Below are 24,299 nucleotides of genomic sequence, written 5' to 3'. Positions count from 1 at the left end.
CCTGTGGGATCTGATCGAGCCTCGAACAGGCACGTCTTGAACGGGTCACGGGCGGGTGGCGCAATACACACCGCCCGCTGCCCGATTCACCACTCCGTCAGAGTCACGTCGTCCACCCACTCGTGCAGCGGAGTGCCGCTCGTATCCTGGTCCAGCTGATATTGGATCCCGACCATATCCGGCCACGTCGTATCGTTGAAGTTCCAAGTCTGATTGAGCCCATACGCCTGTCCATCCAGCACAAGAGTGTCGTAGCGATACTGCGTGGAATTGATGCGCTCCATGTACCACTGCACGTGATGCCAGCCCGCCGACCAGTGCGGACAGGGAATTCCATTCAGAACCCATCGATCGCCCTGACTGTCCCAGGTAGACCAGTAGCCGTCGCCAAAGTCGCATTGACTGCCGATCATGAACTCCTTGCCTCCCAGCACCTCCCAGAAATCCATCTCCGATGCCCAGAAGTGGTTCTCGGCAGCGGGATCGTGATAGACCCAGAAGTCCCACAGAAAGTGAGTAGCGGAACTGGTGCCCAACATCGTGTCCCTGAACAGCACGTTGGTCCACCCCTGCCCGTCGGCAAACATCTCAAGGCTGCTGCCGCTCCGCGAGGGCTGGCTTTGATCGGGCTTCATCCAGAATTTGCCGGTGGTGTTCGTGCCATGCGCACAGTCGCTGCAGATGGCCCAACTGCCCTTGTCGTTCTGCATCTCGGTCAGCACCTGCGCGTTCGCGGGCGGACTCGGCAGCACGGTGCTGCTCGACGGCGCCGGCCCAACCCGGATCAGCTTTACTTCCGATCGATTCGAATGGCCCGCGGCATCCCACACCCGCGCGTAGATAACGTGTGCGCCGGTGCCCACATCGATCGCCTGCGAAATCCAGTTGGTAGCGGTGTTTGTCTGATACACCGGTTCATCATCCACGCAGACCATCCACTTGGTGAAAGTAGACGACGTGTGTGCGCTTGCATTCACCTGGATGTGGCCCGGATTCTCGCCAGGGTTCGGGTTTTGCAGCCAGACGCCGCTGATCGTTCCATTCTGGTTGTTATACCCATATCCGTCGCTGCCACTGCCGCACGCCGAAGTGGCGCCACCTATAGGTCCGCCGACTGGGCCTCCGCCGCCCGTCATGGATTTGGAAGTTGAACTGCACCCTACGATAACCGCGATCTGGAGTGCAAACGCAAATAAGCAAATGAGGGGAAGAAACCGCCGAGACATGCACTACTCCGCATACGTAGATGCGACATTCGGCGTACTCAGGTTGTTCACTCTCGCAGAATTGACAGGCAGTCGCAAAGCAGAGTACCCGGTTATCTGTCGGTGTGGAAGGGAGCGGCGGGAATGCCTGCACGGTTGAAGACCACTGCGTCGGCAGCGGTGGGCCATGTGTAACGAACCGCGGTAGGTTGCTGCACGAGCGACGTGGAGACTACGAGTATGTTGTTGACTAGATGGGCCTCTGCCGGAAACCAGACGCGGTCAGCGCCGGCGATCTGGAAGGCACCGCGGCCCGCGCTTTTCAGCACCAGCCCGCCATCGGCATTGGTGAAGTGGAGCAGGATGGCGCCCTGCTGGATCTCGGAAGATGCGAGCACTGGGCCGTTGTCGCCGGTAGGTGCGGGCTGCTGCGCGAAGAGGGTCGTGAAGCCGACAAAGAGCGCGCACAGGATGAACGTGAGACCGACGCGCCTGGAGCGATGAGACCGCTGCATAGTCATTGAGCCCCTCCTTTGTCTTTCACGGCGCTCGCGGTGAGTTGTTTGAAGAGGGCTGGGTCGTACTCTTCAAGCGCGTTGATGCCGTGAAGGTGGTTGGCGGAGATCCAGGGCAGCCACAGGCGATGCGAGCCTACGCCGCGTCCGCGCGGGCCGGGTCCGAGGCCGAAGTTTTCCTGCTGCCATCCTGGACCGCGCATGTCATAAAGGCGGCCGGGCAGCGCAACCATGGATTTAGTGTCGTGCAGCAGAAGACGCGTGACCTCCAGATAGTGCGCGTCGTGCGTGTAGTTGTAGAGACGGGCGTAGAGCGCGACCGCGCAATCGAGATACTCGTCAGCTCCGCCGGCGTGCAGCGCGGTGATGCCCTGAAGGCCAACGGTGGAGACGCCGCGCTTCCAATGGAGCTGCGCGTTGTCAGCGTCGGCGGGCATGGGGAGATTCCATATCCATATCCAGCTCTCGGCGAAGTCCCCAGCGGCTTGGGCGTAGTCGAGCCATTTGGCGTCGTGTGAATCCTCATAGAGAGCAAGGAAGGCTTCAAGGCTAAGCAGGCCAGCTTCTTTGTCGGTGATATTGGGGTTGTCACTGGCGCCACCGATGAAGAGGCCGCGGCTGCCGTATTGGGTCCAGGTGTAATCGGCTGCGCGAATCGCGGAGGCGCGATAGTTGGCGTCGCCTGTGATCTCAGACATCAAGACGAGCACGGGGACCGCGTTGTAGCTGGCGGTTCCGGAAGGCTCAGCCGCTTCGTTGCTTGAAGGTTTCCAGCGCCGTGGGAATGAACCGTCGGCGCGCTGCTGCTGGATGAGCCAATCGCAATACTGGCGCACCCAGACGAGCCACTCCGGATGAGGGCGGCCGAGTTTGGCTTCGCGGCGATAAGCGAGCATCAACACGCGCATGTCTTCAGTCGCATTGCGCAGCCAGGGAGCGAGCCAAATGTGATCCCAGGGCTGGCCGGTGGTGAGATCGATGCCGGTGGCGGGGAGTGGCACTGAGGGGAGGCCCTGGATCATCGTGGCAATCATGGCGAGGCCGAGAGCGCGCATGTGCTGTCCGCGGGGCGATGGGTCGCGGTCGGCTTCGAGGAGAAGTGCGTCGGCGCAGTCAATGTCCTTGCCAACGAAGCCCATGGCGATCATGGTCCAGTTCCAGTTGTGGGAGTCGTCGACGGTGGAGAGGACGAAGGGCACGCCGGTGTGTCCGTTGATTTCGGTGACCTGCGCGGCGAGGTGGTCCGTCAGGACGCGGCGGACGGCGGGGATATCGATTTGATGGATGGGCGGCTTGAGGGTGTTCCAGGACCAACGCCACGAGTCGCGGCTGAAGTCGCGAAAAGTTGGGTTGTGCGCGAGGCGAAACGCAACCCGGTAGCTCTGCGTAAAACCATTTTGAATGGGATGGTAACGGCGCATGAAGACAGGCGCGCTGCCGTGACCGAAGAAGTAGCCCTGCACGGAACCAGGGTACTGGAATCCGAAGCTGAGCGGTTTGCCTTGCGTCTGGGAGACGTTGAGCGAACCGAACTGGAAGCGCGCGTCGGTCATCTCTGGTTGAGCCAGACGGCTTTCGGACTCGGTGGTGTCGCCGCGTGGCGCGGGGTCGAGCATGGCGATGGACGCGCCGCCACGAAAGTAGAGACCCAGCAGCGGCGCCGGAAGGATGTCTTCACGCAGGCTGAGGTGGTGGGCCGCGTAGAGCAGCGTGCCGCCGGGAGAGCGCTCGCCGTCGTAGGTAGGATCGGCGTAGAGGACGCCAGGAGCGAGATAGCTTGCGTCATCCCACGCCAGTTTGGGAGCGGAGAAGACGATGGCTGAGGAGAAGCCCGAGGGGGCAGAGCCCTGAACGGTGACGGTGCGCTGAACGGAGAGCACGTCACCGCGAAGCTGCCAGAGATCGCGGACGAGAAAGGAGACGCTGGGGCTGCTGCGGATGGTAGCAGTGGCTTCGATTCCGGTGGCGGTGCGCGATGCGTGAGTGTAGGGCGCGTTGAGTTCCTGCGGGCTGCCGGCGCTGGAGTCGGAGACCTCAATGCACGCGGGTTCCGGTTGCGAAAGAAGGGGCGCGTTGGGGCCGTCGATGACAATGGACCAGCCCGTGTCCGCGTGGAGGAGAGCGACGACGGCACCGCCTGAGGTGTGTCCCAGTTCGAGGCGTTCGGGCGCGGCGGCAGTGGCGGCGCATGGAGCGCCGAGGGTGGCGATCAGGGAGAGGGTCGTGAGGACGGAATGCCGCATGGGAATCCTAGTCTGCACTTCAACTGTGGAGGTATAGCACCCGCAGAGGTCGTGGACCGACGCACTCGGGCTTCATGCCGCAGTTTATACGCAGGTGGAGGGCAGCACGCGCATCAAATGATTCTGGAAGACTTGTTGAACGTTGTACAATATTGTACGTCGTTCAATATCGGTGAGGACGGAACTGAATCGATGCAGACGCACGAGTCCAATCGCCGCGACCGCAAGCGCCAAAGCACGCTTGATCTTCTGAGTACGGTGGCGATGCGCTTGTTCGAGCGCCACGGCTTTGACGCAGTCACGATGGAGAAGATTGCAGCAGAGGCCGACGTGGCGAAGGGAACGCTCTACAGCCACTTCCCGACGAAAGAGTCGGCGCTCGCGTACGCCATTCATCAGCAGCTCGGCCGGAACCTTGAACCACTGATGCGGCGCATGGAGCCGGAGGCCGGTTTTCCGGCAGCGGTGGAAGTGCTCATGGATGCTATGGCGCGGTGGTGCAAATCCAATCGCGAGTACCTCGGGCCCTACTTGCGTTTCCGGTTTATGGAATTGCAGAACCCGGCGCCGAGCTCTGGAACAAACCTCCCGAATGACATTGTGGATGTGTATGCGCACCTGATCGGCAACAGCCAGCGGGCGGGCAACATTCGCGCAGACTTCGACGCCAGGCACCTGGCTGTGCTGTTCCACCACCTTTGTCTCGGTGCGTTGCTCCGCTGGCTGGTTGCAGAAGATCTGAAACTGCGGCGGGAATTGGACGCCGCGGTGGCGGTTTTTCTGCAAGGAGCGGCACAGGTTTCCGCCCCTGCGAAGAAGCGTGGGAGGAAGGGATGAGACTGGTTGTTCTGACATACGGAACCGAAGGCGATACCAGGCCGCTGGCCGCGCTCTGCCGCGCGCTGATGGATGCCGGCGATGAAGTGACCTTGCTCGCCGATGGCGGAACCCTGGGCAGCGCCGCTGAGCTCGGCGTGCCTCACGCATCTCTGGCAGGCGACATTCGTACAGCGATCGAGGCAGAGCGTGATCTTTCCACGGTGGCTGCGGGAAGGAACAGCCTTAAGGCGACAACCAAGGCGCTCTCCCGCATGGCGAACGAGAACGCCGTGTCGTGGATGAAGCAGGTGGTCGAAACCGCGGCGGGGTGTGAGGGGCTGATCGTCGCCGGACTGGCAGCCTATATCGGCTTTTCGGCAGCAGAGAAATTATCGGTGCCGGTGATCGGTGCCGGGATGATTCCGCTCACGCCGACCTCGGCATTTGCGTCTCCGTTTGTACCGCCACACTCCCTGCCCCGTTGGCTCAACCACTTCAGCTATGGTCTGGTTGCAGGAGCATTGTGGCGTGCTTTCCGGCATGCCACGAACGAGGCTCGGGCTTCGGTGGGTCTCGCCCCTGGCCGGAAGATCTGGCTTGGGCATCCGATGTTGTACGGCATCTCGCCAACGTTAATCCCGCAGCCCGAGGATTGGCCGCAGAACGTGTGGATGTGCGGGCAATGGGTGTACCCGCCAACCGAGTGGCAAGCGCCGCGGCCGCTCGAGGACTTTCTGGCCGGCGGCGATGCTCCGATCTATGTGGGATTCGGAAGCATGTCGGGGATCAATCAGCGCGCGTTGCTCGACGCGGTGATCTCCGCGGTAGCGGGCCGGCGAGCGCTCTTTTATCCGGGCTGGAGCGCCGAGGCTGGGCTGAGTCTGCCGTCGAACTTCTACGTGCTGGGTGACACTCCACACGACTGGTTGTTTCCACGCACTTCGCTGGTAATTCATCACGGCGGGTCGGGGACGTCGCATTCCGCGGCACGCGCCGGTGTGCCCTCCGTGGTTCTGCCGTTTGCTGCCGATCAGTTTTTCTGGGCCGAGCAGTTGCACCAGCGAGGCATCGCGCCCGCGGCAAGCAGCGCCACGAAAGTGAATGCCGACGTCCTGGCCCGCGCGATCGACGCAGCGCAATCGGAACCGATGCGGGAGCGAGCCCGGGTCATTGGGCAAGCGATGCGAACGGAAGATGGTTTGGCCAGCGCTGTCGAGAAAGTCCACATGCTGCTGGCTCACTAACTGAATGAATTGACGAGGACATCGGGAACCACAGCTATGACTGAATTCACAAATGCAGGATCGGTTTCACGCTTTCGCACGGTTGCGTACTGGGTGACCACCATGCTGGTGGCTTTCGAACTGACCCTGGGAGGCCTTTGGGATGTGCTGCAGGTCCCTCAGGTTCGCAGCGTGATGGAACGACTGGGATATCCGATGTACTTCCTTTCGATTCTGGGGATATGGAAGCTCCTGGGAGCGATTGCGCTGCTCGTGCCGCGGTTCCCGCGACTCAAGGAGTGGGCGTACGCCGGAGTGATCTTCGATTTGACGGGCGCGGTTGCATCGCAGCTTGCATCAGGGTGGATGGACCCCGCTAACATGACATTCCCGATCGTGATGATTGGGCTCGCGGCTGGGTCCTGGGCGCTTCGCCCTGCTTCCCGCCGCGGTGCGTCGGGCTACCGCTGAGGGAACGCGTGCATCTCTATTGAACGAAGGGCCTAGCTAGGGTTTTCCTTGGTCTAGCACGGGGCGCCTCGCGCTAGACTTAGAGTGGAGTCACATTCCCCAATCTTTGAGCTTTATGTCTACCGAAGCCAAATCCCTTCGTGTCCTTATCGTGGACGACGAAGAGACGATTGCGAACTCGCTCTCTCTGATTGTGCAAGGCCGTGGCCATTTCACGCGCACCGCATACAATGCAGAGCAGGCAATCGAGATCGTGCCCGAGTTCCGTCCGGACGTGGTTATTTCAGACGTGATGCTACCCGGAATAGACGGCGTGGAGTTTGCCGCGTGGCTCGAAGACCGCTACCCGGATTGCATCGTGTTACTGATCTCGGGTCACCCGGACACTAGCCGGAGGCTGCGTCCCGGCCAGTTGAGCAAGTTGCCTGTCCTTGCAAAGCCGTTCCCTCCCAGCGAACTGCTGAGCTTTCTCGCGGACTACGCTGCAGACAGGCGAGAGCGGGCTCATGAGGGGTTGAAACCGAACATTCTTTGAGAGTTATGGGCGAGTTGGTGTTTCCTCCGACAGGAGACTGCCAACTAAAGCTCTTCCGTCGCCTCCTGCGCCGGGCGCTGCGCATCTAACCCTTTAGAACAGGAGAAAAATGCCAACACCCGCAAAGCCGTGCGACGGCCGCTTCAAGGAGGAACTGCAAGTCGTCCTTACCAAAAACAGAAATCGAGAGCAGTGGGGGATCTACCAGTGCGAATCGTGCGGCGCTTCCGTAGGTGTTGCGTCAGCGCATGGGAAATGGGTTCCTGAGCAGCATTGGCCTTCCGTGAGGTACCAGAAGCGCCAGTCGGTCTAAGTCACGAGCTTGGAGCGGATCGCGTCCTGCCCCAGCAGGCCCGAGGGAGGGCACTCCAAATGATCTGCCGCCATGTGGCTCTTGTCGAACAGTCAGGCCAGCGTGCCGGATTGCTGCTGCTCTGAACACGAAATTGGGCGCGGCTTACTGCCCGCGCCCGTATTCCCTTTTAAAATTTGTTGGGTGCCCTGCCTCGTGCCCTCCCCCAGAACCCGAAGCAAAGCACCCAAGGGGCCCGTCCTATTGGATGATTCAATTAGACGGCAATGAACCACACCCGGCAATAGCACCAACGCAGCACGGCCGCCCCGGAAGGTCACACGGGAACGATTACCGAGTGATTTGGGTAGTGCGGGTCAGCAGCGGAATGGAAGGGTGGCAGCGTCTATGAGCCGGAGCGCTCTCCGGGCCTGATGAGCTTGGAAAAAGGAACGCCATTCAGCAGGTGGGTCGATCCGGCGGCCGCCACCAGGTCGACGGTCGCGGATTCTTCGTCAATGCTAATGACGATATAGGTCCGCCGGTTTTGCTCTCCGCGGACGCGCACGCGATCGCAGAGCTTAGGACTTTCCATGATGGGCTCCTGGGGTCGGTGCTATCCGTAGTGGATACTGATCGCCTGGGGCCCGGCAGTGATGAACCGCACCCATGTACGTGAGCGCCTGCATTCAACGGAAATGGCGCAGAGACGCACTGCTAGTCTTGGAGGAATGGACCGGGAAATCTCCGTATTGACCGCGAGCGTGACCACTTTCGCGGCGACAAACGTCGACGATCTTTGCCTTCTCACATTGTTTTTCCCGCGGCGAATCCCGGGCCACCTATCGTCGCGGGTCAGTTCCTCGGCTTCGCCATGATCGTTTTGATGAGCTGCCTGGGCGGCTTGCTCAGCTTCGCGATCCCCGCACAGTGGATTCGTTTTCTCGGCCTGCTGCCTCTGGTGCTCGGTGTGAGGAACTGCTGCGGTTGAGGAAGGCCCAGGATGAGCGGGAGCGGTTCGGGCCAAAGCAAACCGCGATGGCGATCGCCCTGGTGACTCCTTCAAACGGTGCGGACAACGTGGGTGTTTACATCCCTTCTTCCGTTTCAACAGCCATCATCTCCTGCTCATTCTGATGGTTTATGGCGGACTGGTCGCTCTATGGTGTGTGACGGGTCGATGGCTCGGCCGCCGTCCGCTCCTTCTTCACGGGATTGAGGGGGGGCCGCTGGATCGTGCCGTTTGTATTTATTGGGCTGGGCGTTTACATCCTGGCATTGTGAATGCAAGCAGGATTTTTGGCTGGAATCCCACTCGCCAACACTGGAGTGACGTCCGATCGTGCATAATCGAACCATAAATAGAGCCGCTTTGCACGCAGTCGCGTCTCGGATCGTTATCTAGATTGCAATTCTTAGCCCGTGTGGGTCTCCTGCCTTGAAGAAGAAATTCAAACGTAGAGCAGGAATTCCCTATGGATCTGTGGACAGAGTTTGAAGGCGTAACGATCGATCAATCCTTCGCATTGAGCAAGCTGCTGCAGACGGAAGGGCGCAGCGCGTTCTTTCAAACCCGCAATGCGAGCGGCGAGCCGGTTCTGATTCGCATTATCGAGTGCCACTTCGACGAGGATGAGATTCTGGCGCGGTGGCGGGGCGTGCAGACGCTGGGCCACCCCAGCTTTCTGTGCATTGACCGCTTCGGTCAATTCCTGATTGAAGCCGACGATATTACAGCGGTGTATGCCGTCTTCGAGCGGGTGGACGCGAACCTGGGAGATGTGCTGGAGCAGGGGCGGCTCTCGAGTGAAGAGGCGGGGCAGATCGGGCTGAGCATCGCGTCAGCCCTGGAGACACTGCACGCCAATGGATTCGTCCACGAGCACGTGGAGGCGCGGAACATCTACGCAGTAGGTGAAGCAGTGAAGCTGCGCAGCGACTGTATCCGCGAGACGAAGGAAGGCGAGGCCGGGCTGGCTGCGCGCCGCCGCGATGTGCACGACCTGGCGGTGGTGCTGATGCAGGTGCTGCTGGGGAATCCGCGGGCCGTGGACATGCCGCGCGGAGGCATGCTCATTGCCCGGTTCGATGAGATTGTACGCAAGGGCATGAGCGGCGAGTGGGGGCTGAAGGAGATCCAGGCAGCGCTGTCGCCTTACAAGCGCACCAATGGCACGGCGAAGAGCACGCAAACGAAGGCGGCGACGCCTCAGTCTGCTGCGCCGAAGCCGTTGGCCACTTCGGCTGCGGCAGCTCCTGTCTCGAAACCCGCGACGGTGCAAGCAGAGGCGAAGGTTGTGCCAGCAGCCGGCGGTCTTGGCAGCGACAAGAGTGCTGAGGCACAGCCGAAAGCGGTGCCTGAGCTAAAGGCTCCATCGCAGCCCAAGGCTGAGCCGCGGTTTCAGCCGCGCCCAGAGCCGTGGGCGGATCCTATTTCTTCGCGGCGCCGGGATGTGGAGGAGCGGAAGCCGTTTCCCGGGCCGGACGGTGCCACGTTCGATTGGAAGGCGTGGGTGAACGGGCTTCAACACGAGCCCCGGAAATTGGCCATCGGTGGAGTGCTGGTACTGGTGGTTCTGCTTCTGGGATGGATGCTGGTGCACCGTTCGGGGCACTCTGCATCCGCAGGATCGACGGCAGCGACGCCGGCAGCAGGGGCGGCTCCGTTCACGGCGGCTGTGCAGGACAGGCCGGGCGCACAGGCGCATCCGGCGGCTCGGCCCGTCGCCGCGACGACAGCATCAAGCGACAGCAGGAAACCGTGGCGCGTAGTGGCTTTCACCTACAACCGCCAGGACCAGGCGCAGAAGAAGGCGTCGTCCCTGTCGCAGAAGCATGCGGACTTGCGGCCAGAGGTGTTCTCTGCAAAGGGACGAGCACCCTGGCTGGTGACGATTGGCGGCGCGATGGACCGCGATGAGGCTTATGCGCTGGCACGCAAGGCGCGAGCCCTGGGACTGCCGCGGGACACCTACGCGCAGAATTACCCTGCGCGGTGAGGGTGAGGATCCAAGAACAAATCGGGCGAGAGCCGTTGCGGCTCTCGCCCTTCTGTTTCCGGTGAAGCTATTGCACCCCTGGGCTCTTCACACGAATCGTGGGTGGATTGATCCCGACACAGTTCAGGCCGCTTTTCACTGTAATCGGCGCGGAAGTGGCAGCCTCGTGCAGGCTGTCGCCGCTGTAGGTGGCAACAAAGGAGTGCGAACCCGGCGAGAGCCCGGCAGCAGAAAGCGTTGCGATGCCGTTCGTGAGCGTTGCCGACGCCAGCGCCGACGATCCGCTCTTCAGCTGGACCAGTCCGGTGGGTGGTGCTCCGGACGTCGAGGAGACCTGGACAGAGAAGCTGGCGGAACCGCAAGAGGACATGGGGGTAGCCATGGGCACCAGGTTTACTGAGACCGGAAGCTTGAGCGCGGTGACAATCAGACTCTCGGTGGCGACGGCAGACACATAATTCGCGTCGCCGCTATAGTCGGCTTCAAGCGTGTAGGTGCTGGCCGAAGCTTCACTAAAGGTGGTAGACGCTACGCCGGAAGAGTTGAGCGTAACCGGAGCACCAATCGTGCTGCCGTTCACTTTGAAGGTTACCGTCCCAGTCGGGAGGGGGGACAAGGTTGAGGTCACCTTCACTGCGAAGGTCACAGTGGTTCCTGATGTCACAGACGATCCACCGGTAGGGGAAGTGATGGTCATGGTCGGCGAGAGCATGCCGCGGCCTGACAGGGAGATCGAGTTGGAGCCGTTTACCGAGTTGTCCGGAAACACCAGCGCTGCCGAACGAGTACCGCCAGCGGAAGGCTTGAATACGATTCCGACGTGGCAACTGCGGCCTGATGCGAGCGTGGAGCCGGTAGTGAGCACACAATCGGTAGTCGGAGAGTCAATGGCGTAGTCGGTCGGATTTGTGCCGGCAAAGAAGGGAGCTGATGAAAGAACCAGTGTGGAATTACCGGTATTTGCTAATTGGAATACCTTAGCCGCGCTGGTTGTTCCCTTCAGTTGACTAGCATAGCCCCAGTGCCCGGTTCGATTGACCATCCTCAGAACCTGGGTCGGTCCAGCCGAAGGAGCGTTGCTCAAGATGTAAATCTGCCCCTGCGAATCCACTGCCACGCCGGTTGGATTGCTGAGGGTTGCCTGGGTGGCGCCGTTCGAATCGCCGGTGTACCCTTGCGTGCCGTTGCCTGCAACCGTGCTGATGATGCCGGTGGCGGCATCAATGCGGCGAACCCGCTGGTTGCCGGTATCGGCGAAGTACAAATTGCCTGCAATGTCGAAGGCAATCTGCCCGATGTTGGAGCTGATCTCCGCGCTGCGTGCCAGTCCGCCATCGCCGGAGAACCCGCAAGCCACGCCTCCGGCCACTCGGTTAGCGGTGGGCGAGTACTCGGCGTTATACAGGGGCTCCTCGAGGATGAAGCAGGTTCCAGCTGAAGGGAAGCTGTACTTGGTGAAGAGATCGCCGTAGGCATCCACCGCGAAAGAACCGGGAGACCCCGAGGAGTACGAGAACTGGTCGCTCAGATGCCACAGGTTGAGCGTACCTGTTCCGCCGGATATGTTCGTCACCGGCATCTCGGCCGCTCCGGTAGTCCCCTCCTCAAAGAAGAGGTTGTCGTAATTGTCGATACTCATGTTGGCGGGATAGTTCATGCCAACAGCCGAGAAGGCACAGGGTGCACTCACCGTGCAGGTACTGGAGGCGTAGGCGAATCCATACGCCGTCTCGGATCCCCAGGGGTAGTAAAGGCTGAAGTAGTAGGTGGCACTGTGGACGTTGGCGGTGTACGCGATTCCGAAGGAGTCGACAGCAACCGACGCGGGAGTCGCAATCGGAGAGGCCGCGCTGTTCACGATCGTGCCGCTCGAATCCATCTCCTTGAGCTTGCTGTTGCCGGTATCCGCGATGTAGAGGATATCGCCGCCATCGATGGCCATGTTGGTTGCGCTCTTAATGGTGCCGGTGCCCGCTGACACAGAGCTGGGCACCGTCGTGATCTGCGACGGAGTAAAGCTGACCACGGGCGCATAGCCGTTGCCGGTCAAGCCGAAGCTCATCGGACTCGCCTCGGCCGAGTTGCTGACTTTAATGAACCCCAACCTGTGGCCCGGTCCCTGCGGATTGAAGCGGACCATCAGCGTGCAGCTGTCGCCGCGGCTGTAGCTGTTGCCCTCATGGCAGGTGCCGCCGGGCTCGACGACAAAGTCCTTGTTCTTCGACTCGATGCGGGTAAGCTTTGTAGCGGCCGCGAAGTTCAGCGTGAGGGGCTCGACGCCTGCATCTTCTCCGACGTTCGCGGTAGCGAAGATGTGGTAGTTGGCAGGAGCGTGCTGAAAGGTGGCGTCGCCGGGCAGGCGTGCAAGAACTTGCCCCTGCGGCCGCGGCGTGGGTGCCAGCGAGATGATGGACTGCGGCGCTTCAGGCGCGCCATGTTGAACGAGCTGTTGCGCAAAATTAGGCGTGGAGGCGAGCAGGAACGAACAGAGGAGCGTGCCTGCATACACACAGAGGGGAGACTTAACTCTAGACATGGAGAGCTACCTCACGTGGGAAAGTAGGGGGCCCAGGGGGAAGTCCATCGCGAATCTTAGGCTTTTGATACAGGGAGTTGTAGTGAAATCGAAGACTTTGTGACACCTTGGTGCGGGCGAGCCTGCACGCCGGTGCTGTTCAGATTCGGACATGGCCACGCATAGACGGACAGAGGGAGGAAAGACGGCACTACGGTTCTTATCGGTAATCTACTGATTCAGCAGACAGTTAGGTGCATACGTGCTGTGGCGCACTGCTTGCAAATAGCAGGGGCAATACTCTGATTCCCCAAGAGCAAAGTTCCGAAGGAGGGCTGCGATGACAGGCCTGCTCCAGGATGTTCGCTTTGCGTTACGGCAGTTGCGCAAGAATCCGGGCTTCATGGTTACGGCGACGGTGATGCTGGCGGTGGCAATCTGCGCCAACAGCACCGTATTGAGCTGGATTGACGGCACCATGCTGCATCCCATTCCGGGGGCGCGCAATACAGGCGACTTGGTGAGCCTGATGCGCGGAGAGCCGAACCCCTCGCCGGTTCCGCCGCTGTCCTATCCCGATTATCGCGACATGCGCGAGCAGAACCACAGCTTCTCCGGGATTCTCGCTTATAACCACGACTGGCTGAGTATCACGGGCGGGGCACAGCCGGAGCGCGTCTATGTGGCGAATGTGTCATCGAACTTCTTCGACGTGCTGGGGGTGAAGCCGTGGCTGGGGCGCTTCTTCCGGCCGGAAGAAGAGACACGTCCGGATGCTGTGCCGCTGGTGATCCTGTCCTATTCGCTGTGGCAGAACCGCTACGCGGGAGACCCGGGAATCGTAGGCAGGTCAATCGAAATCGCCAAGCACCCCGTGACGGTGATTGGCGTAGCGCCGGAGGGATTCATCGGAGCCATGCCGGGGATCCGGCAGGATCTGTGGCTGACGCTGAATCCTATAGGGACGAATGCATACCGAATGACGCATCGCCGCGCGAACTTCCTCAATATACTCGGGCGTCTGAAGCCCGGCGTGACGCGCGAGGCCGCAAACCAGGATCTCGAAACGATCATGCGCCGCATCGTCGCGGCGTACCCTGACGACCATCTCGGCGTGAATACCATCACGCTCGATCCGATGTGGCGCTCGCCCTTCGGGGCCAACGGCTACATGGCGGCGACACTGCCGATCCTGCTGGCGATAGCGGGCGTGGTGCTGGTGCTGACGTGTGCCAACGTGGCCACGCTCACGCTGGTGCGCTTTGTAGCGCGGCGGCGTGAGATTGCGATCCGGCAATCGCTGGGGGCGCAGCGTTTCCAACTGGTGCGCCAGATGGTTCTGGAGGGCATGGTTCTTGCTGCCGCCGCGGGTGCGGCGGCGCTGCTGCTGACCTCCTGGACGGCGAAGACGTTTGCACTCTTCATTCCGCCTACTTCCAATCCGATTGTGCTGAACGGGATTCTGGATCAAAACGTGATCATCGGGATCGTGGCACTGGCGATTGCGGCCAGCATGCTCTGCGGAGCGTTTCCGGCATGGCGGTCCTCGAAGGTACCGGCAGCCGAGGTTCTGAAGGATGAGGCTGCGAGCATTTCAGGCGGGTCACGCAACCGGCATCTGCTTAGCGGTCTCGTTGTGGTGCAGATCGCGCTTTCGCTGGCGTTGCTGGTGTGCTCGGGGCTGTTTCTGCAGACGCTGCGAAACCTGGCCGGGGCGTATCCGGGATTCGAGCAGGAGCACGTGCTGACGGCATCCGTGGGCCTGAATATGGCCGGCTATTCGAATGAGGATGCGAAGGTGATCCGCCATAAGATTCTCGACCGCCTGGCGGCGCTGCCGGGAGTGAGTGTGGCCTCGCTGACGGACTGGCTTCCGATGAGCTTCACGCGGAAGACAGCGGATGCGTATCCGCAGGGTTATGCACCGAAGCCGCATGACTCGCTGGAGGTGCGCCGGGCCGACATCACGCCACGGTACTTCGAGACGTTGGGGATTCCGTTCGTGGAAGGCCGCGATTTCACACTCGCCGATGATGAGAAGGCGCCGAAGGTGCTGATCATCGATGAGACAACCGCGAAGCACTATTGGCCGGGGCAAGATCCGGTCGGCAAGAAGCTCACGCTGTGGAACCACACTCTGTTCACCGTGGTGGGCGTGGTGAGGAATTCGAAGCACCAGTTCCTGAAGGAAGATCTTGAGCCCATGGTCTACATGAGCTACTTCCAGTCTGCGGATAACGAAACGATCTTCCAGGTCAAGACGAAGGGGAATCCGGCGGAGATGGCGCCAGCGGTCGAAGAGGCGATCCGCGGGGTAGATCGAGGGATACCGGTGTTCGATGTGCGCACCATGCGCGAGACAACGCAGATGGCGCGGATCTTCGCGGTCATGCAGAGCACATTTGCGGGCATGTTCGCGGTGGTTGCGCTGATTCTGGCAGCTACGGGCATCTACGGCGTGGTAGCGTACCGGACGCAGTTGCGTACGCACGAAATCGGCGTGCGGATAGCCCTGGGAGCTTCACGCGCGGATGTGCTCAAGCTCGTTCTGCTGCAGGGCCTTTGGCTGACCGTGATTGGATTGACGCTGGGTCTGGCGCTGGCGTTCGCGCTCACGAGGCTGATTGGGGATCTGCTCTACGGAGTGAGTGCTTACGATCCTTCGACGGTGCTGGGCGTGGTGGTTGTGCTTGGGGCAATGTCGCTGATCGCGTGCTATCTTCCGGCCCAGCGGGCCATGAGGGCGGATCCTGTGGCGGCGATCCGGGAGCAGTAGCAATACGTGCGACGGCCCCGGGCCGCGCAGACCCGGGGGCCGCTGCAACCCCATCGCTCTCAGTTGTTTCCAAACCCTCGTCGGAAGCTGATGAATCGGCGAGGTGCGAGAGCGAACAGATGTTCCTGTTTGTGGAAGACAATGGCATGGATCTGGCAATGGCCGCGGCTTGCCTGTCGCGGCTGGGCGCGCGTTCCTCGCGTGTGGTGAACACGGCGGGTAAGGCGCTGGAGTTCCTCAAGCAGGTGGAGAGTGGAGACGAATCTGCCCCAGAGGCGGTAATCCTCGACCTGCTGCTCAAAGACAGTTCGGGTCAGGAAGTGATGCGGTACATCCGGGGGCGCGAGACGCTGAGGAAGATCCCTGTGCTGGTGTGGACAATCGTAGAGGACGATCTGACCCACGAGATCTGCCGGACGCTGGGAGCGCGCGAGGTGCTGGTGAAGTCACGCCGGGCGCATGAGTTGCGCGAAGCGGTGCTGCGATTGCGAGGTCTTCCGCCGCTCTCGGCCGGCGACGATTGAACCCGCACCGATTGCAGAACAGGTACACTGGAAGTGCATGATTCCTACGCTTTCGTGGACACCCGAGGGTGTCCGTTTTATTGATCAGACGCGGCTTCCTCTCGAGGAGAGTTATGTGGTTGCCACCACGTACGAACAGGTGGCAGACGTCATCGTAACGATGGTGGTGCGCGGCGCGCCTGCCATCGGCGTGTCGGCCGCTTACGGCGTGGCTCTTGGGGCACAGCACTCAGAGAGTGAGAGCGCGGAGCGCTTCGCGCCGGAGTTCGACAAGATCTGCGCGCGGCTGGCAGGAACGCGGCCCACGGCCGTGAACCTGTTCTGGGCGATCGACCGCATGAAGAAGCTGTTTGCCGATTTGCGCTCGAAGGGCGCTTCCATGGCCGAGGTCAAGGAGCGCATCCTGGCCGAGGCGCATGCCATGTACGACGAAGACATCGCGGCCTGCAAAACGATGGGCGCATTCGGCGGAGCGCTGCTGCCGGACGAAGGCGGCGTGCTGACGCACTGCAACGCCGGTGCCCTGGCCACGTGCGGATACGGTACGGCGCTGGGCGTGATCCGCTCGGCAGTGGAGCAGGGTAAGCAGATTCACGTTTATGCCGATGAGACCCGGCCGTTTCTGCAGGGAGCGCGGCTGACCGCATGGGAACTGACGGCCGACGGCATTCCCACCACGGTGATCTGCGACAACATGGCGGCGAGCCTGATGCGCGCGGGCAAGATCAAGGCGGTAGTGGTCGGCGCGGACCGCATCGCAGCCAATGGTGACTTCGCCAACAAGATCGGCACCTACAACGTGGCGATCCTGGCGAAGGAGCACGGCATTCCGTTCTATTGCGCGGCGCCGTGGTCCACCATCGACATGGAAACGTCGACCGGCGATGCGATTCCCATTGAGGAGCGCAACCAGGTTGAGGTGACACATCATGGTGGAAAGCAATTGACGCCGCACGGAGTAGGCATCTGCAATCCCGCGTTTGATGTGACTCCGGCAAAGTACGTGAGCGCGATCATCACCGAGCGCGGCGTGCTGCGTGCGCCGTATGCGGAGTCGCTCAGAGAGATGGAGATGGCTGCGCAGTAGGCGGCGCACAGTTCAGCGTTCTTAGTTCGCAGTTCACAGTCATCACCCTCCGGCCATGGCCAGTGCGCAGAGCGTGCTTTTTATGGCCGGATTGCTTTTGGGCTCATGGGAGCCGGGCTGTGAACAGCGCACTATGAACTTACCTCACCGTCGCGTCAGCGTTTCCGCCTTTTCAAACAGCGTTGCAGCCATATTCGGATCGCGGTCAACGCCGTGGCCGTCGCGATAGGAGCGCGCCAGGCCTTCGCAGCCGTCGCGGTTTGCGCTTTCGCAGGATTGCGCGAAGAGAGCGACAGCGTGCCCATAATCCTGGTCCACGCCGCTTCCCTGCTCATACATGCGGCCGAGGCTGGCGCAGCCTTCGGGATCGGACAGGGTGCACGCGCGGGAGTAGAATTCCACCGCGCGCGGCAGGTTTTGCTGCACTCCGCGGCCCCGCTCGTAGACGCGGCCCGCTTCTACGCAGCCCGGCAGATATTCGTCGGCGCAGGCGCGCGAAAAGAACTGGGCGGCCTGCTCAGGGTCGAAGTCTCCTCCCGCCTCATCTTCATAATCCAGGCCCATGGACGCGCATGCTTGTCCGCTGCCGCGCGAACACGCAACGTGGTAGAGCATCATGGCAAGCCCGGGATGGCTCGGGCTGTCCAGCTTGCGCCCATAACTGTTGAGGGTCGCAGCAGGAATCGATGCTGCGGCAATCGCGAGGCCGAGGAGTAAAGCAGCGGCAGCGATGACCCCGATGAAGATCCCGCGCGACCTCTGCCATGAAGTCTGCTCGGTCTCATCGGCCGCGGCCGTGGAGGGCGCCGATTTAGCCGGGGGTCGTTCAAGCCGCGCGGGCCGCTCCGGATGCTTGAAGCGCATAGTGCGCTGGACGATGACATCATCCACATCCGTGTGCGGCAAGCGCCGCAGAGCCTGCAGGGCGTCAAACGCAGCGATTGCGCTGGGTGTGCGGCGGTCGCGATTTTTCGCAAGAAGACGCAGTACGGCCTCGTCGAGCCCGGCCCATTCGGCCACTTCAGGACGGACCATGCTGGGGCGCGGCGGCTCAACCTCCAGGTGCTGATGCATCCAGCCGTGGGGATCTTCGGCCTGGAACGGATTGCGGCCAGTGAGCATCTCGTAGAGAACGCAGCCGAGCGCGTAGAGATCGGTGCGGCCGTCGAGTTGCTGAACCGCCGTGCCGCGCCACTGCTCGGGCGAGGCGTACTCGGGAGTGAGCAGTAAGCTGGTGCGGCTGATGGCGCCGGCCGCGTCATTGATTGCGGCAATGCCGAAGTCGGCAAGCTTGGGGTGAGTTGCGTCCCTGCGGTGCGCGGTAAGGAGAATGTTTTCCGGCTTCAGATCACGATGCACGATCCCCCGGGCATGAGCTGCTCCAAGGCCGAGTGCGACGCCTCGGGCGATCGCGATAGCGCGGTCGATGGGGAGCGCTCCGGACTGCAGCACGGTGCGCAGATCGGGCCCATCGACGAACTCCATAGCAATGTAGGGAGTGCCGTCTTCAGCCTGGTCCAGGTCAACGACCTCCACGATGTTCGGATGACGCAACTCGACGGCTGTCTGCGCCTCCTGGCGGAAGCGCTTGACGAAACGGATGTCGTGGGCAAGATTCCCGAGGATGAACTTGAGTGCGCGGAGGCGGCCCAGCAGCATGTGCTCGGCGAGGTAGACAGTGCCCATGCCGCCATGCCCCAGCGTCCGGACAATGCGGTATTTGCCCCGAATGATTGCGCCGGGCTCGCGTTCAGCATTGGGCACGAGAACGGCTCCGTCCTTGCTGCAGACGGCAAGGTCGTTGGGATATGCCGTTTCGCAGACGGGGCAGCTCTTCATGGAAGCGATTCTCACAGCTTAACTTAGAGTTGCTGTGTGAATCGATTATTGTAGTCCCGCTTGGGGGCGGGCGGAACGAGAGATCATAGTCATGCCCGGCCCGCAGGGAGGACAGTTCCGACAGCGACGCCCTTCAAACCGAGCGCGTTCGATTCGGCTTCGTCGGTGAGGACCTGCGCAGACTCCTGGACGAGCGCGTACTTATTTCCGTAGAGGTCGACGAAGACTGCCTCGATCCCCCACGGGCGCGGACTGGGTGACTGCACGAACTCAATGCCCTTCGACTTCAGCTCTTCGTAGCCACCTTGGCAGTCGCGGGTGGAGATGACCCAGGTGGGATTCTTGCCGACGAGATCGGGAAACCAGGACGCTAGCAGGAACTCGACCTCAGCCTGCTGAGGCGGAGCCACGGTGAGCCAGCGGAATCCGTTGCCGACCTGGTCGATACGCTTTTCGAATCCGAGCATCTGAGTGAACCAGGTGAGCGCCTCGTCCTGATCGCGGACGGCAATGGTAACGGTGGAAACTTTATCGAAGGGCTGCATGGGACTCCCGTCGGATTTGATTCATTTCACGGCTCCGAAAGTGGTTTGCTCCTCAAGAACGGCCGGGTTCAATCGCACTGCGATAATGGAGGGATAGTGCCTCCCCGCACATCCATTTTCCGCCTGCGCCAACGATCACTGCTGCGCGGCATTCTTCTCTGCATAGGGGCATTCTTCCTCAGCCTGTACCTGAGCGGCTTTCCGCATATGAATACTATGCACCTGTCGCACTGGCAGACCCTGGCGGTGCTGCTGGCCTGTTGGAGCATGGTCGAAACGATCCGCTGCGCCGACCGCACCTGGAGCCTCTATTATGCAGGCGTCCTGATCCTGCTGTACTCCGAAGTGATGATCCTGAGCATGGCGGTGTTCCTTTTCTTTTATCCGTAAGAGGTTGAAGCGACAGTGGATCGGCTGTTAGGCTGCTTCGTACGCTGCTAAGGAGGCGAAACGATGCTGAAGGGCTTTCGCGATTTCATTCTGCGCGGGAACGTAGTGGACCTGGCCGTGGCGGTCGTGGTGGGTGCGGCATTCACGGCAATCGTCACCTCATTCGTGACCAACATTCTTAATCCGCTGATCGCCGCAACGGTGGGCAAGCCTAACTTCGGATACATCATCTTCCATTTGGGCAAAGGCGAGATCAAGATTGGCGAGTTCCTCAACGCGACGATCTATTTTGTGATTGTCGCAGCGGTAGTCTACTTCGGCGTAGTAATGCCCATGGCCTGGTTCCTGCAGCGGATGAAGAAGGCCGAGCCAGTCGCGGCGCCGGCGACCAAGAAATGCCCCGAGTGCCTGAGCGATATCCCGCTGGAAGCGCGGCGGTGCGCGCATTGCACGCAGCCGGTTCCGGTGGGCTAGGCGTACTCAGAAGATCTCGACTGCGGCTGCGTGGCCCGGGGCAGCCGCAATCCGATGGTCGCGGGTGATCAGGGGAGCACGCAATTCTTCCGCAAGGGCCACGTAGGATGCATCGTAGGCACTGAGGTTCTGGCGTAGCCGCCAGATTCGCTGCAGCAGCAGTACGGGAGCATAGCGTGTAATCCGAAGCGCTGCCAGATCCTCAATAGCCTCCTGCGCACGCTTTGGAGCCAAGGTGCCTTCACGCACCAAGCGCCGCAATACCTGAACGAATTCGACATCGAGCAAATGCAGGGTGTGCAGGGTTTCGGGTTGCTGATAGATCCGTTGCTCGATGCGTTGTCCTGCCGTAGTTCGCAGCAGCCAATCGACGGCGGCTGAGGCATCGAGGACGATCATCCTGCCGCACGTTCCTCGTGCAGGAGAGCGGCGGTGTCCAGAGTGGCGGAAATCGGTCTACGCGTATGCAGGCGTTCACGGAATTCGGCCAAGTTAGGACGTTCCGCAATCTCCCGAAGTTCCCCGAGCAGATAATCGGAAAGCGACATACCGGCGCTGGCGGCACGCGTTTTGAGAGCGCGATGCAGCGTCTCAGGGACATTCCGAACCTGAATCATGCGTTCCATGTGCTCAGCATATTTGCATGTGCCGCACATGTCAACCTGCGGCGAGGCTCAGCCACCACTCCAGTTTCATTCTTCAGATGTTCTCGCCGAAGGGCGCCGCGGGCAGATCGCCCGGCTGGTACTCATCGCGCCAGAGCAGAACGCCGATTGAGATGAGGCCAATGGCGATGGCTCCGTAAAGGTAGTGCGGCCAGACCACCAGGCGGATCATGAGGCACTCCGCGATCAGCCAGCCGAGAAGGACGCAGCCCTGCAACGCCATCCACAGGCCGTAGCGGGGAGCCTGATCCAGTGCGAGCCACAAAGCCCACAGCGCCAGCAGGCCGTTGAGGAGCAGCAGCAGGATTCCAGGGACCAGGTAGGACGGAAAGGGGCTGTGCTGAAGCAGCGACTGCTGCATGCTCCAGGGGCTGCCGTGCGGATCAGCGAGCATAGGAATGCTGCCGATGATGGAGCTTGCGGCGAGAAAGAAGAGAAGGGCGATGCCGGTCCAGCGAACAGTCTTCATCACAGCACCTCGATATGGGCCCGTGGGGACGGTTGATTCCAGTGAACGAGCTTCCGTGAGCCGGCGCAAGCGCGAAAGTCAACTCGGCTTGGTTGTAAGCGACTCGCGAGCTTTCCGGCGCTGCTCCATCTGCTCGGTGACCAACTTATATGTGACGTAGTACTTGTAGATGTTGGATACGTAAGTCACCGTTTCCATGCCGATGCGTGCCGCGGCGATGACCTCGACGTTGTTGATCCAGACGTTCGGATCGAGGCCTTTCTGCGCGGCTTCCGCGCGCAATTGTTTCACACGCGCCGGGCCGCAGTTATAGGCAGCAAATGTGAAGAGCACCTTGTTGAGATCATCCATCGGCTCGTTGCCGAAATATTTCTCCTCCATCTGATGGAAGTACTTGATGCCCGCATGAATGTTGTGCTCCTGCTGCGTGATGTCTCCCACCTGCATCTCTTTGCCGGTGGCAGGCATAAGCTGCATGACGCCAATGGCCCCCACGGGGCTCTTGACCTCCTGCTTCAGGCCCGACTCCTGGAATCCCTCAGCCATCATGAGGAGGTAATCCATCTGGTACTGCCCCGCGTATTTCTGGAATTGGGCGGAGGTGGCCTCGAACTGCTTCATGGCGTTCTCTGAAACCGCCTGCTTGAGCATGTAAGTGCCCTTGGTATAGCGGCCGAGCAGCTCCTGCCCGAACGCGGTCCCCTGCTTGTGCGTTTTGAAGAAGTCGTTGAGGTCGGCCATGAGTTTGGGCGAATTCTTGCGCGCTGCCCAGGCAAATGTTCCGCCTGTATGGATGGCGAGGTCTTCACGAACCTGCATCCTGGGAAGCAGCTTGCTCCAGAGCTTTGCGAACCAGTCGTCTGCGATGACATAGGGCAACAGGCCCGCGTTGGCCATGTCGAGCAGATCCTCGTCGCCGATGTCTTCCGGTACGGCGGCAATATTGATGGGCGCTTTGCCCTGCTTTTTGAGGCGATCGTTGATGGCCTGGATATCCTCCACATAGCTCGAGCTCTTGCGCATGTAGACGGATTTGCCGGACAGATCATCAAGCGAATTCAAAGCCGGCGCTCCGGGTGCCATGACGACAATTTCTTTCAGATCGGAGTAGATCGGCTGGGTGAAGTCGACCATCTTCTCGCGCTCGCCGGTCATGGTGACGCCGCCTGCCAGGATGTCGAGGCTCCCCTCCTGAAGCTTCTCGTACGCCTTACCGCGTGGGACAACGAAGAACATGACCAGGACCTTGATGTTCTTGTTGGACTGAGGATATTTCTTGTTCAGATACTTTTCAAATTCCTTGCCGGTCTCGTAGGCAGTACCGTACTGCACGCCCTTCACGGTGTAGTAGAGGGTCTTTGAATAGGGAACTCCGACACGAATCACACGTTTCTTCAGCAACTCGTCGAGGTCGCCTGTCCATTTTTTGGTTTGAACGGGCGGTGCGATCTTAACCGCCGGTTGGGAGGCGGCCGGCGCTTGTGAAAAGGCCGGCAGGAAACCCATGAAACAGATGAGCAGACACGCGGCGATTGAAAGGGTGAACCGCGAAGAAGACTGGTAGGCCGGGGCTGCTGGTTCTGAGCTACTGCCAGCTTCATCAGATAGATCACAAACAGATCGAGGGGTCATATCGTTCTCCCAGACTGGGCCCGCATATTATGCCGCGCAAATTATCGCGCTAAGGTTGAATTCCGTACGTGATAGCGATCACGAGTGGGGCCATGTGTCCAGGGAACGCACGTAAGCGATGTGGGTCGCAGCGCCCCTAACCGAGCCAAGAGCGAAGCCTTATGAGGAGAGTCCAACGAGGGGGTTTCCGGCCGGAAAAGTGTCTGGAGCACACCCCGTGGGCTGGATGATCAGGAACGGCCCTCAACATCCTCGTGCGATTGGGATAGGGGAACGCGCTGATCACGCAGCGCCACCACCAACACAGTCACCACTACGGCCAGCAATCCGTCTACGACCATCCAGAAGGCCGGTGGAACCAGGGTGAGCTGGAAGATGCGAGGCGCGATATCCGTTCCGGCGTGGAGCAGCAGTGCGGGCAGAAGGCTCCCTTTTGTGCGCAGAAACAGCAGCGCGTAGAGGACCGACTGCACGCAGGTGAATATCAGGAACAGTGGGAAAGGGAATGCGGACTGGCCAGGCAGCAGGTACAAGGGCATATGCCAGATGCCCCAGATCAGCCCCAGAGCCAGGCTCACGAGCACGGGACGGTTATAGAGTGCGAGCAATTGAGGCAGCGCGAAGCCTCGCCATCCGATTTCTTCGCCGGCATTCACAAACAAGAGCCACAAAAATGCAGCCAAGATGAACAGCGGTGAGTTGCCGATGAAGAGCGCGCCGGTTCCGGCAGACCTGGACGCCCTGAGAGCCAAGACGGCGGCGAAGTAAATCGCCGGCATGATGAAAGCCGCAAGCAATGCCCAACGCAGCGGGAATGCAACGATGCGTAAACGGCGCATCACCTGGCGCACGGCAGGCGCACCCCCGAACAACGCAGCCGTAAGAAGCCCGGCCAGCGCAGGAGCGAATAATCCAATGAAGGCCAACTGGCTGGGCAGCGATGGTCTCTTGATCACGGGGATCCAAGCGGCCCAGGCGAGTAGGAAACTCGCGGTGAAGAACGTGACAAGTTGTGCCGTGATGCGAGCACGTCCTGAAGGGGCGTGCGTTCGCCCCGATGCGACCTGAGAACTCATCGACC

22 protein-coding genes are annotated in these 24,299 nt (G+C 60.9%); 10 read left to right on the top strand and 12 right to left on the bottom strand.

Annotation, left to right across the window (positions count from 1 at the left end):
• Positions 1 to 86: 86 nt before the first annotated feature.
• From MOP44_RS17610 to MOP44_RS17600, 3 genes are all read right to left on the bottom strand, one after another.
• Positions 87 to 1,136: a hypothetical protein gene (locus MOP44_RS17610; RefSeq protein ID WP_260791559.1), complete on the bottom strand. Its 1,050-nt coding sequence runs from the start codon at positions 1,134 to 1,136 to the stop codon at positions 87 to 89.
• A 182-nt stretch (positions 1,137 to 1,318) separates the two neighbouring features.
• Entirely contained in the window at positions 1,319 to 1,726 is a 408-nt protein-coding gene (locus tag MOP44_RS17605; protein ID WP_260791558.1) for a hypothetical protein, read from the bottom strand.
• Positions 1,723 to 3,963 carry a glycoside hydrolase family protein gene (locus MOP44_RS17600; protein WP_260791557.1) on the bottom strand — a complete coding sequence of 747 codons (2,241 nt, stop codon included), beginning with the start codon at positions 3,961 to 3,963 and terminating at the stop codon, positions 1,723 to 1,725. Before MOP44_RS17600 ends, MOP44_RS17605 begins: the two co-directional genes overlap by 4 nt.
• Positions 3,964 to 4,155: 192 nt before the next feature.
• Here MOP44_RS17600 and MOP44_RS17595 point away from each other — a divergent pair, with 192 nt between their 5' ends.
• The 4 genes from MOP44_RS17595 to MOP44_RS17580 all read left to right on the top strand — a co-directional run bounded on the left by MOP44_RS17595 (position 4,156) and on the right by MOP44_RS17580 (position 7,011).
• Complete coding sequence (locus MOP44_RS17595; RefSeq protein WP_260791556.1) at positions 4,156 to 4,800, top strand: TetR/AcrR family transcriptional regulator; 645 nt, start codon at positions 4,156 to 4,158, stop codon at positions 4,798 to 4,800.
• The gene (locus tag MOP44_RS17590) at positions 4,797 to 6,026 is read left to right on the top strand and encodes a glycosyltransferase (protein ID WP_260791555.1); all 1,230 of its coding nucleotides are present in this window, start codon (positions 4,797 to 4,799) and stop codon (positions 6,024 to 6,026) included. The genes MOP44_RS17595 and MOP44_RS17590 overlap by 4 nt, the downstream gene beginning before the upstream one ends.
• 36 nt (positions 6,027 to 6,062) lie before the next feature.
• A complete protein-coding gene (locus MOP44_RS17585; RefSeq protein ID WP_260791554.1) occupies positions 6,063 to 6,476 on the top strand; it encodes a DoxX family protein in 414 nt (137 codons plus the stop codon).
• 115 nt (positions 6,477 to 6,591) lie between these two features.
• Positions 6,592 to 7,011: a response regulator gene (locus MOP44_RS17580; RefSeq protein WP_260791553.1), complete on the top strand. Its 420-nt coding sequence runs from the start codon at positions 6,592 to 6,594 to the stop codon at positions 7,009 to 7,011.
• A 698-nt stretch (positions 7,012 to 7,709) separates the two neighbouring features.
• Here the strand turns inward: MOP44_RS17580 and MOP44_RS17575 are convergent.
• Positions 7,710 to 7,898 carry a hypothetical protein gene (locus MOP44_RS17575; protein WP_260791552.1) on the bottom strand — a complete coding sequence of 63 codons (189 nt, stop codon included), beginning with the start codon at positions 7,896 to 7,898 and terminating at the stop codon, positions 7,710 to 7,712.
• 880 nt (positions 7,899 to 8,778) lie between these two features.
• Here MOP44_RS17575 and MOP44_RS17570 point away from each other — a divergent pair.
• The gene (locus MOP44_RS17570; RefSeq protein ID WP_260791551.1) at positions 8,779 to 10,302 is read left to right on the top strand and encodes an SPOR domain-containing protein; all 1,524 of its coding nucleotides are present in this window, start codon (positions 8,779 to 8,781) and stop codon (positions 10,300 to 10,302) included.
• A gap of 67 nt (positions 10,303 to 10,369) precedes the next feature.
• Here MOP44_RS17570 and MOP44_RS17565 read toward each other — a convergent pair whose 3' ends face one another.
• Complete coding sequence (locus tag MOP44_RS17565; RefSeq protein ID WP_260791550.1) at positions 10,370 to 12,838, bottom strand: Ig-like domain repeat protein; 2,469 nt, start codon at positions 12,836 to 12,838, stop codon at positions 10,370 to 10,372.
• A gap of 319 nt (positions 12,839 to 13,157) precedes the next feature.
• Between MOP44_RS17565 and MOP44_RS17560 the strand changes: the two genes are divergently transcribed.
• From MOP44_RS17560 to mtnA, 3 genes are all read left to right on the top strand, one after another.
• Positions 13,158 to 15,593 carry an ABC transporter permease gene (locus MOP44_RS17560; protein WP_260791549.1) on the top strand — a complete coding sequence of 812 codons (2,436 nt, stop codon included), beginning with the start codon at positions 13,158 to 13,160 and terminating at the stop codon, positions 15,591 to 15,593.
• A gap of 119 nt (positions 15,594 to 15,712) precedes the next feature.
• Positions 15,713 to 16,117 (top strand): response regulator, encoded by a 405-nt coding sequence (locus tag MOP44_RS17555; protein WP_260791548.1) that lies wholly within the window; start codon positions 15,713 to 15,715, stop codon positions 16,115 to 16,117.
• Positions 16,118 to 16,154: 37 nt separating this feature from the next.
• The gene (gene mtnA, locus MOP44_RS17550; RefSeq protein ID WP_260791547.1) at positions 16,155 to 17,204 is read left to right on the top strand and encodes an S-methyl-5-thioribose-1-phosphate isomerase; all 1,050 of its coding nucleotides are present in this window, start codon (positions 16,155 to 16,157) and stop codon (positions 17,202 to 17,204) included.
• Positions 17,205 to 17,348: 144 nt separating this feature from the next.
• On the opposite strand, the gene MOP44_RS17545 is transcribed toward mtnA, so the two are convergent.
• Together MOP44_RS17545 and MOP44_RS17540 are read right to left on the bottom strand one after the other, a co-directional pair.
• Complete coding sequence (locus MOP44_RS17545; protein WP_260791546.1) at positions 17,349 to 19,043, bottom strand: serine/threonine-protein kinase; 1,695 nt, start codon at positions 19,041 to 19,043, stop codon at positions 17,349 to 17,351.
• A gap of 89 nt (positions 19,044 to 19,132) precedes the next feature.
• Positions 19,133 to 19,588: a VOC family protein gene (locus tag MOP44_RS17540; RefSeq protein ID WP_260791545.1), complete on the bottom strand. Its 456-nt coding sequence runs from the start codon at positions 19,586 to 19,588 to the stop codon at positions 19,133 to 19,135.
• Positions 19,589 to 19,684: 96 nt separating this feature from the next.
• Here MOP44_RS17540 and MOP44_RS17535 point away from each other — a divergent pair, with 96 nt between their 5' ends.
• Together MOP44_RS17535 and mscL are read left to right on the top strand one after the other, a co-directional pair.
• Positions 19,685 to 19,978: a permease gene (locus MOP44_RS17535; protein WP_260791544.1), complete on the top strand. Its 294-nt coding sequence runs from the start codon at positions 19,685 to 19,687 to the stop codon at positions 19,976 to 19,978.
• A 63-nt stretch (positions 19,979 to 20,041) separates the two neighbouring features.
• A complete protein-coding gene (mscL, locus tag MOP44_RS17530) occupies positions 20,042 to 20,452 on the top strand; it encodes a large conductance mechanosensitive channel protein MscL (RefSeq protein WP_260791543.1) in 411 nt (136 codons plus the stop codon).
• Positions 20,453 to 20,458: 6 nt separating this feature from the next.
• Here mscL and MOP44_RS17525 read toward each other — a convergent pair whose 3' ends face one another.
• The 5 genes from MOP44_RS17525 to MOP44_RS17505 form a co-directional block, all read right to left on the bottom strand.
• Positions 20,459 to 20,851, bottom strand: a complete 393-nt coding sequence (locus tag MOP44_RS17525) for a type II toxin-antitoxin system VapC family toxin (protein WP_260791542.1) — start codon at positions 20,849 to 20,851, stop codon at positions 20,459 to 20,461.
• Complete coding sequence (locus MOP44_RS17520; protein ID WP_260791541.1) at positions 20,848 to 21,078, bottom strand: FitA-like ribbon-helix-helix domain-containing protein; 231 nt, start codon at positions 21,076 to 21,078, stop codon at positions 20,848 to 20,850. Before MOP44_RS17520 ends, MOP44_RS17525 begins: the two co-directional genes overlap by 4 nt.
• Before the next feature lie 73 nt (positions 21,079 to 21,151).
• Positions 21,152 to 21,586: a hypothetical protein gene (locus MOP44_RS17515; protein WP_260791540.1), complete on the bottom strand. Its 435-nt coding sequence runs from the start codon at positions 21,584 to 21,586 to the stop codon at positions 21,152 to 21,154.
• 78 nt (positions 21,587 to 21,664) lie between these two features.
• The gene (locus MOP44_RS17510; RefSeq protein WP_260791539.1) at positions 21,665 to 23,092 is read right to left on the bottom strand and encodes an MltF family protein; all 1,428 of its coding nucleotides are present in this window, start codon (positions 23,090 to 23,092) and stop codon (positions 21,665 to 21,667) included.
• Between the two features lie 356 nt (positions 23,093 to 23,448).
• Positions 23,449 to 24,294 (bottom strand): CPBP family intramembrane glutamic endopeptidase, encoded by an 846-nt coding sequence (locus MOP44_RS17505; protein ID WP_260791538.1) that lies wholly within the window; start codon positions 24,292 to 24,294, stop codon positions 23,449 to 23,451.
• Between the last annotated feature and the right edge of the window lie 5 nt (positions 24,295 to 24,299).

It is taken from the genome of Occallatibacter riparius, from assembly GCF_025264625.1.
Classification (GTDB): domain Bacteria; phylum Acidobacteriota; class Terriglobia; order Terriglobales; family Acidobacteriaceae; genus Telmatobacter; species Telmatobacter riparius.
This window is presented reverse-complemented; position numbering and strand designations above follow the sequence as displayed.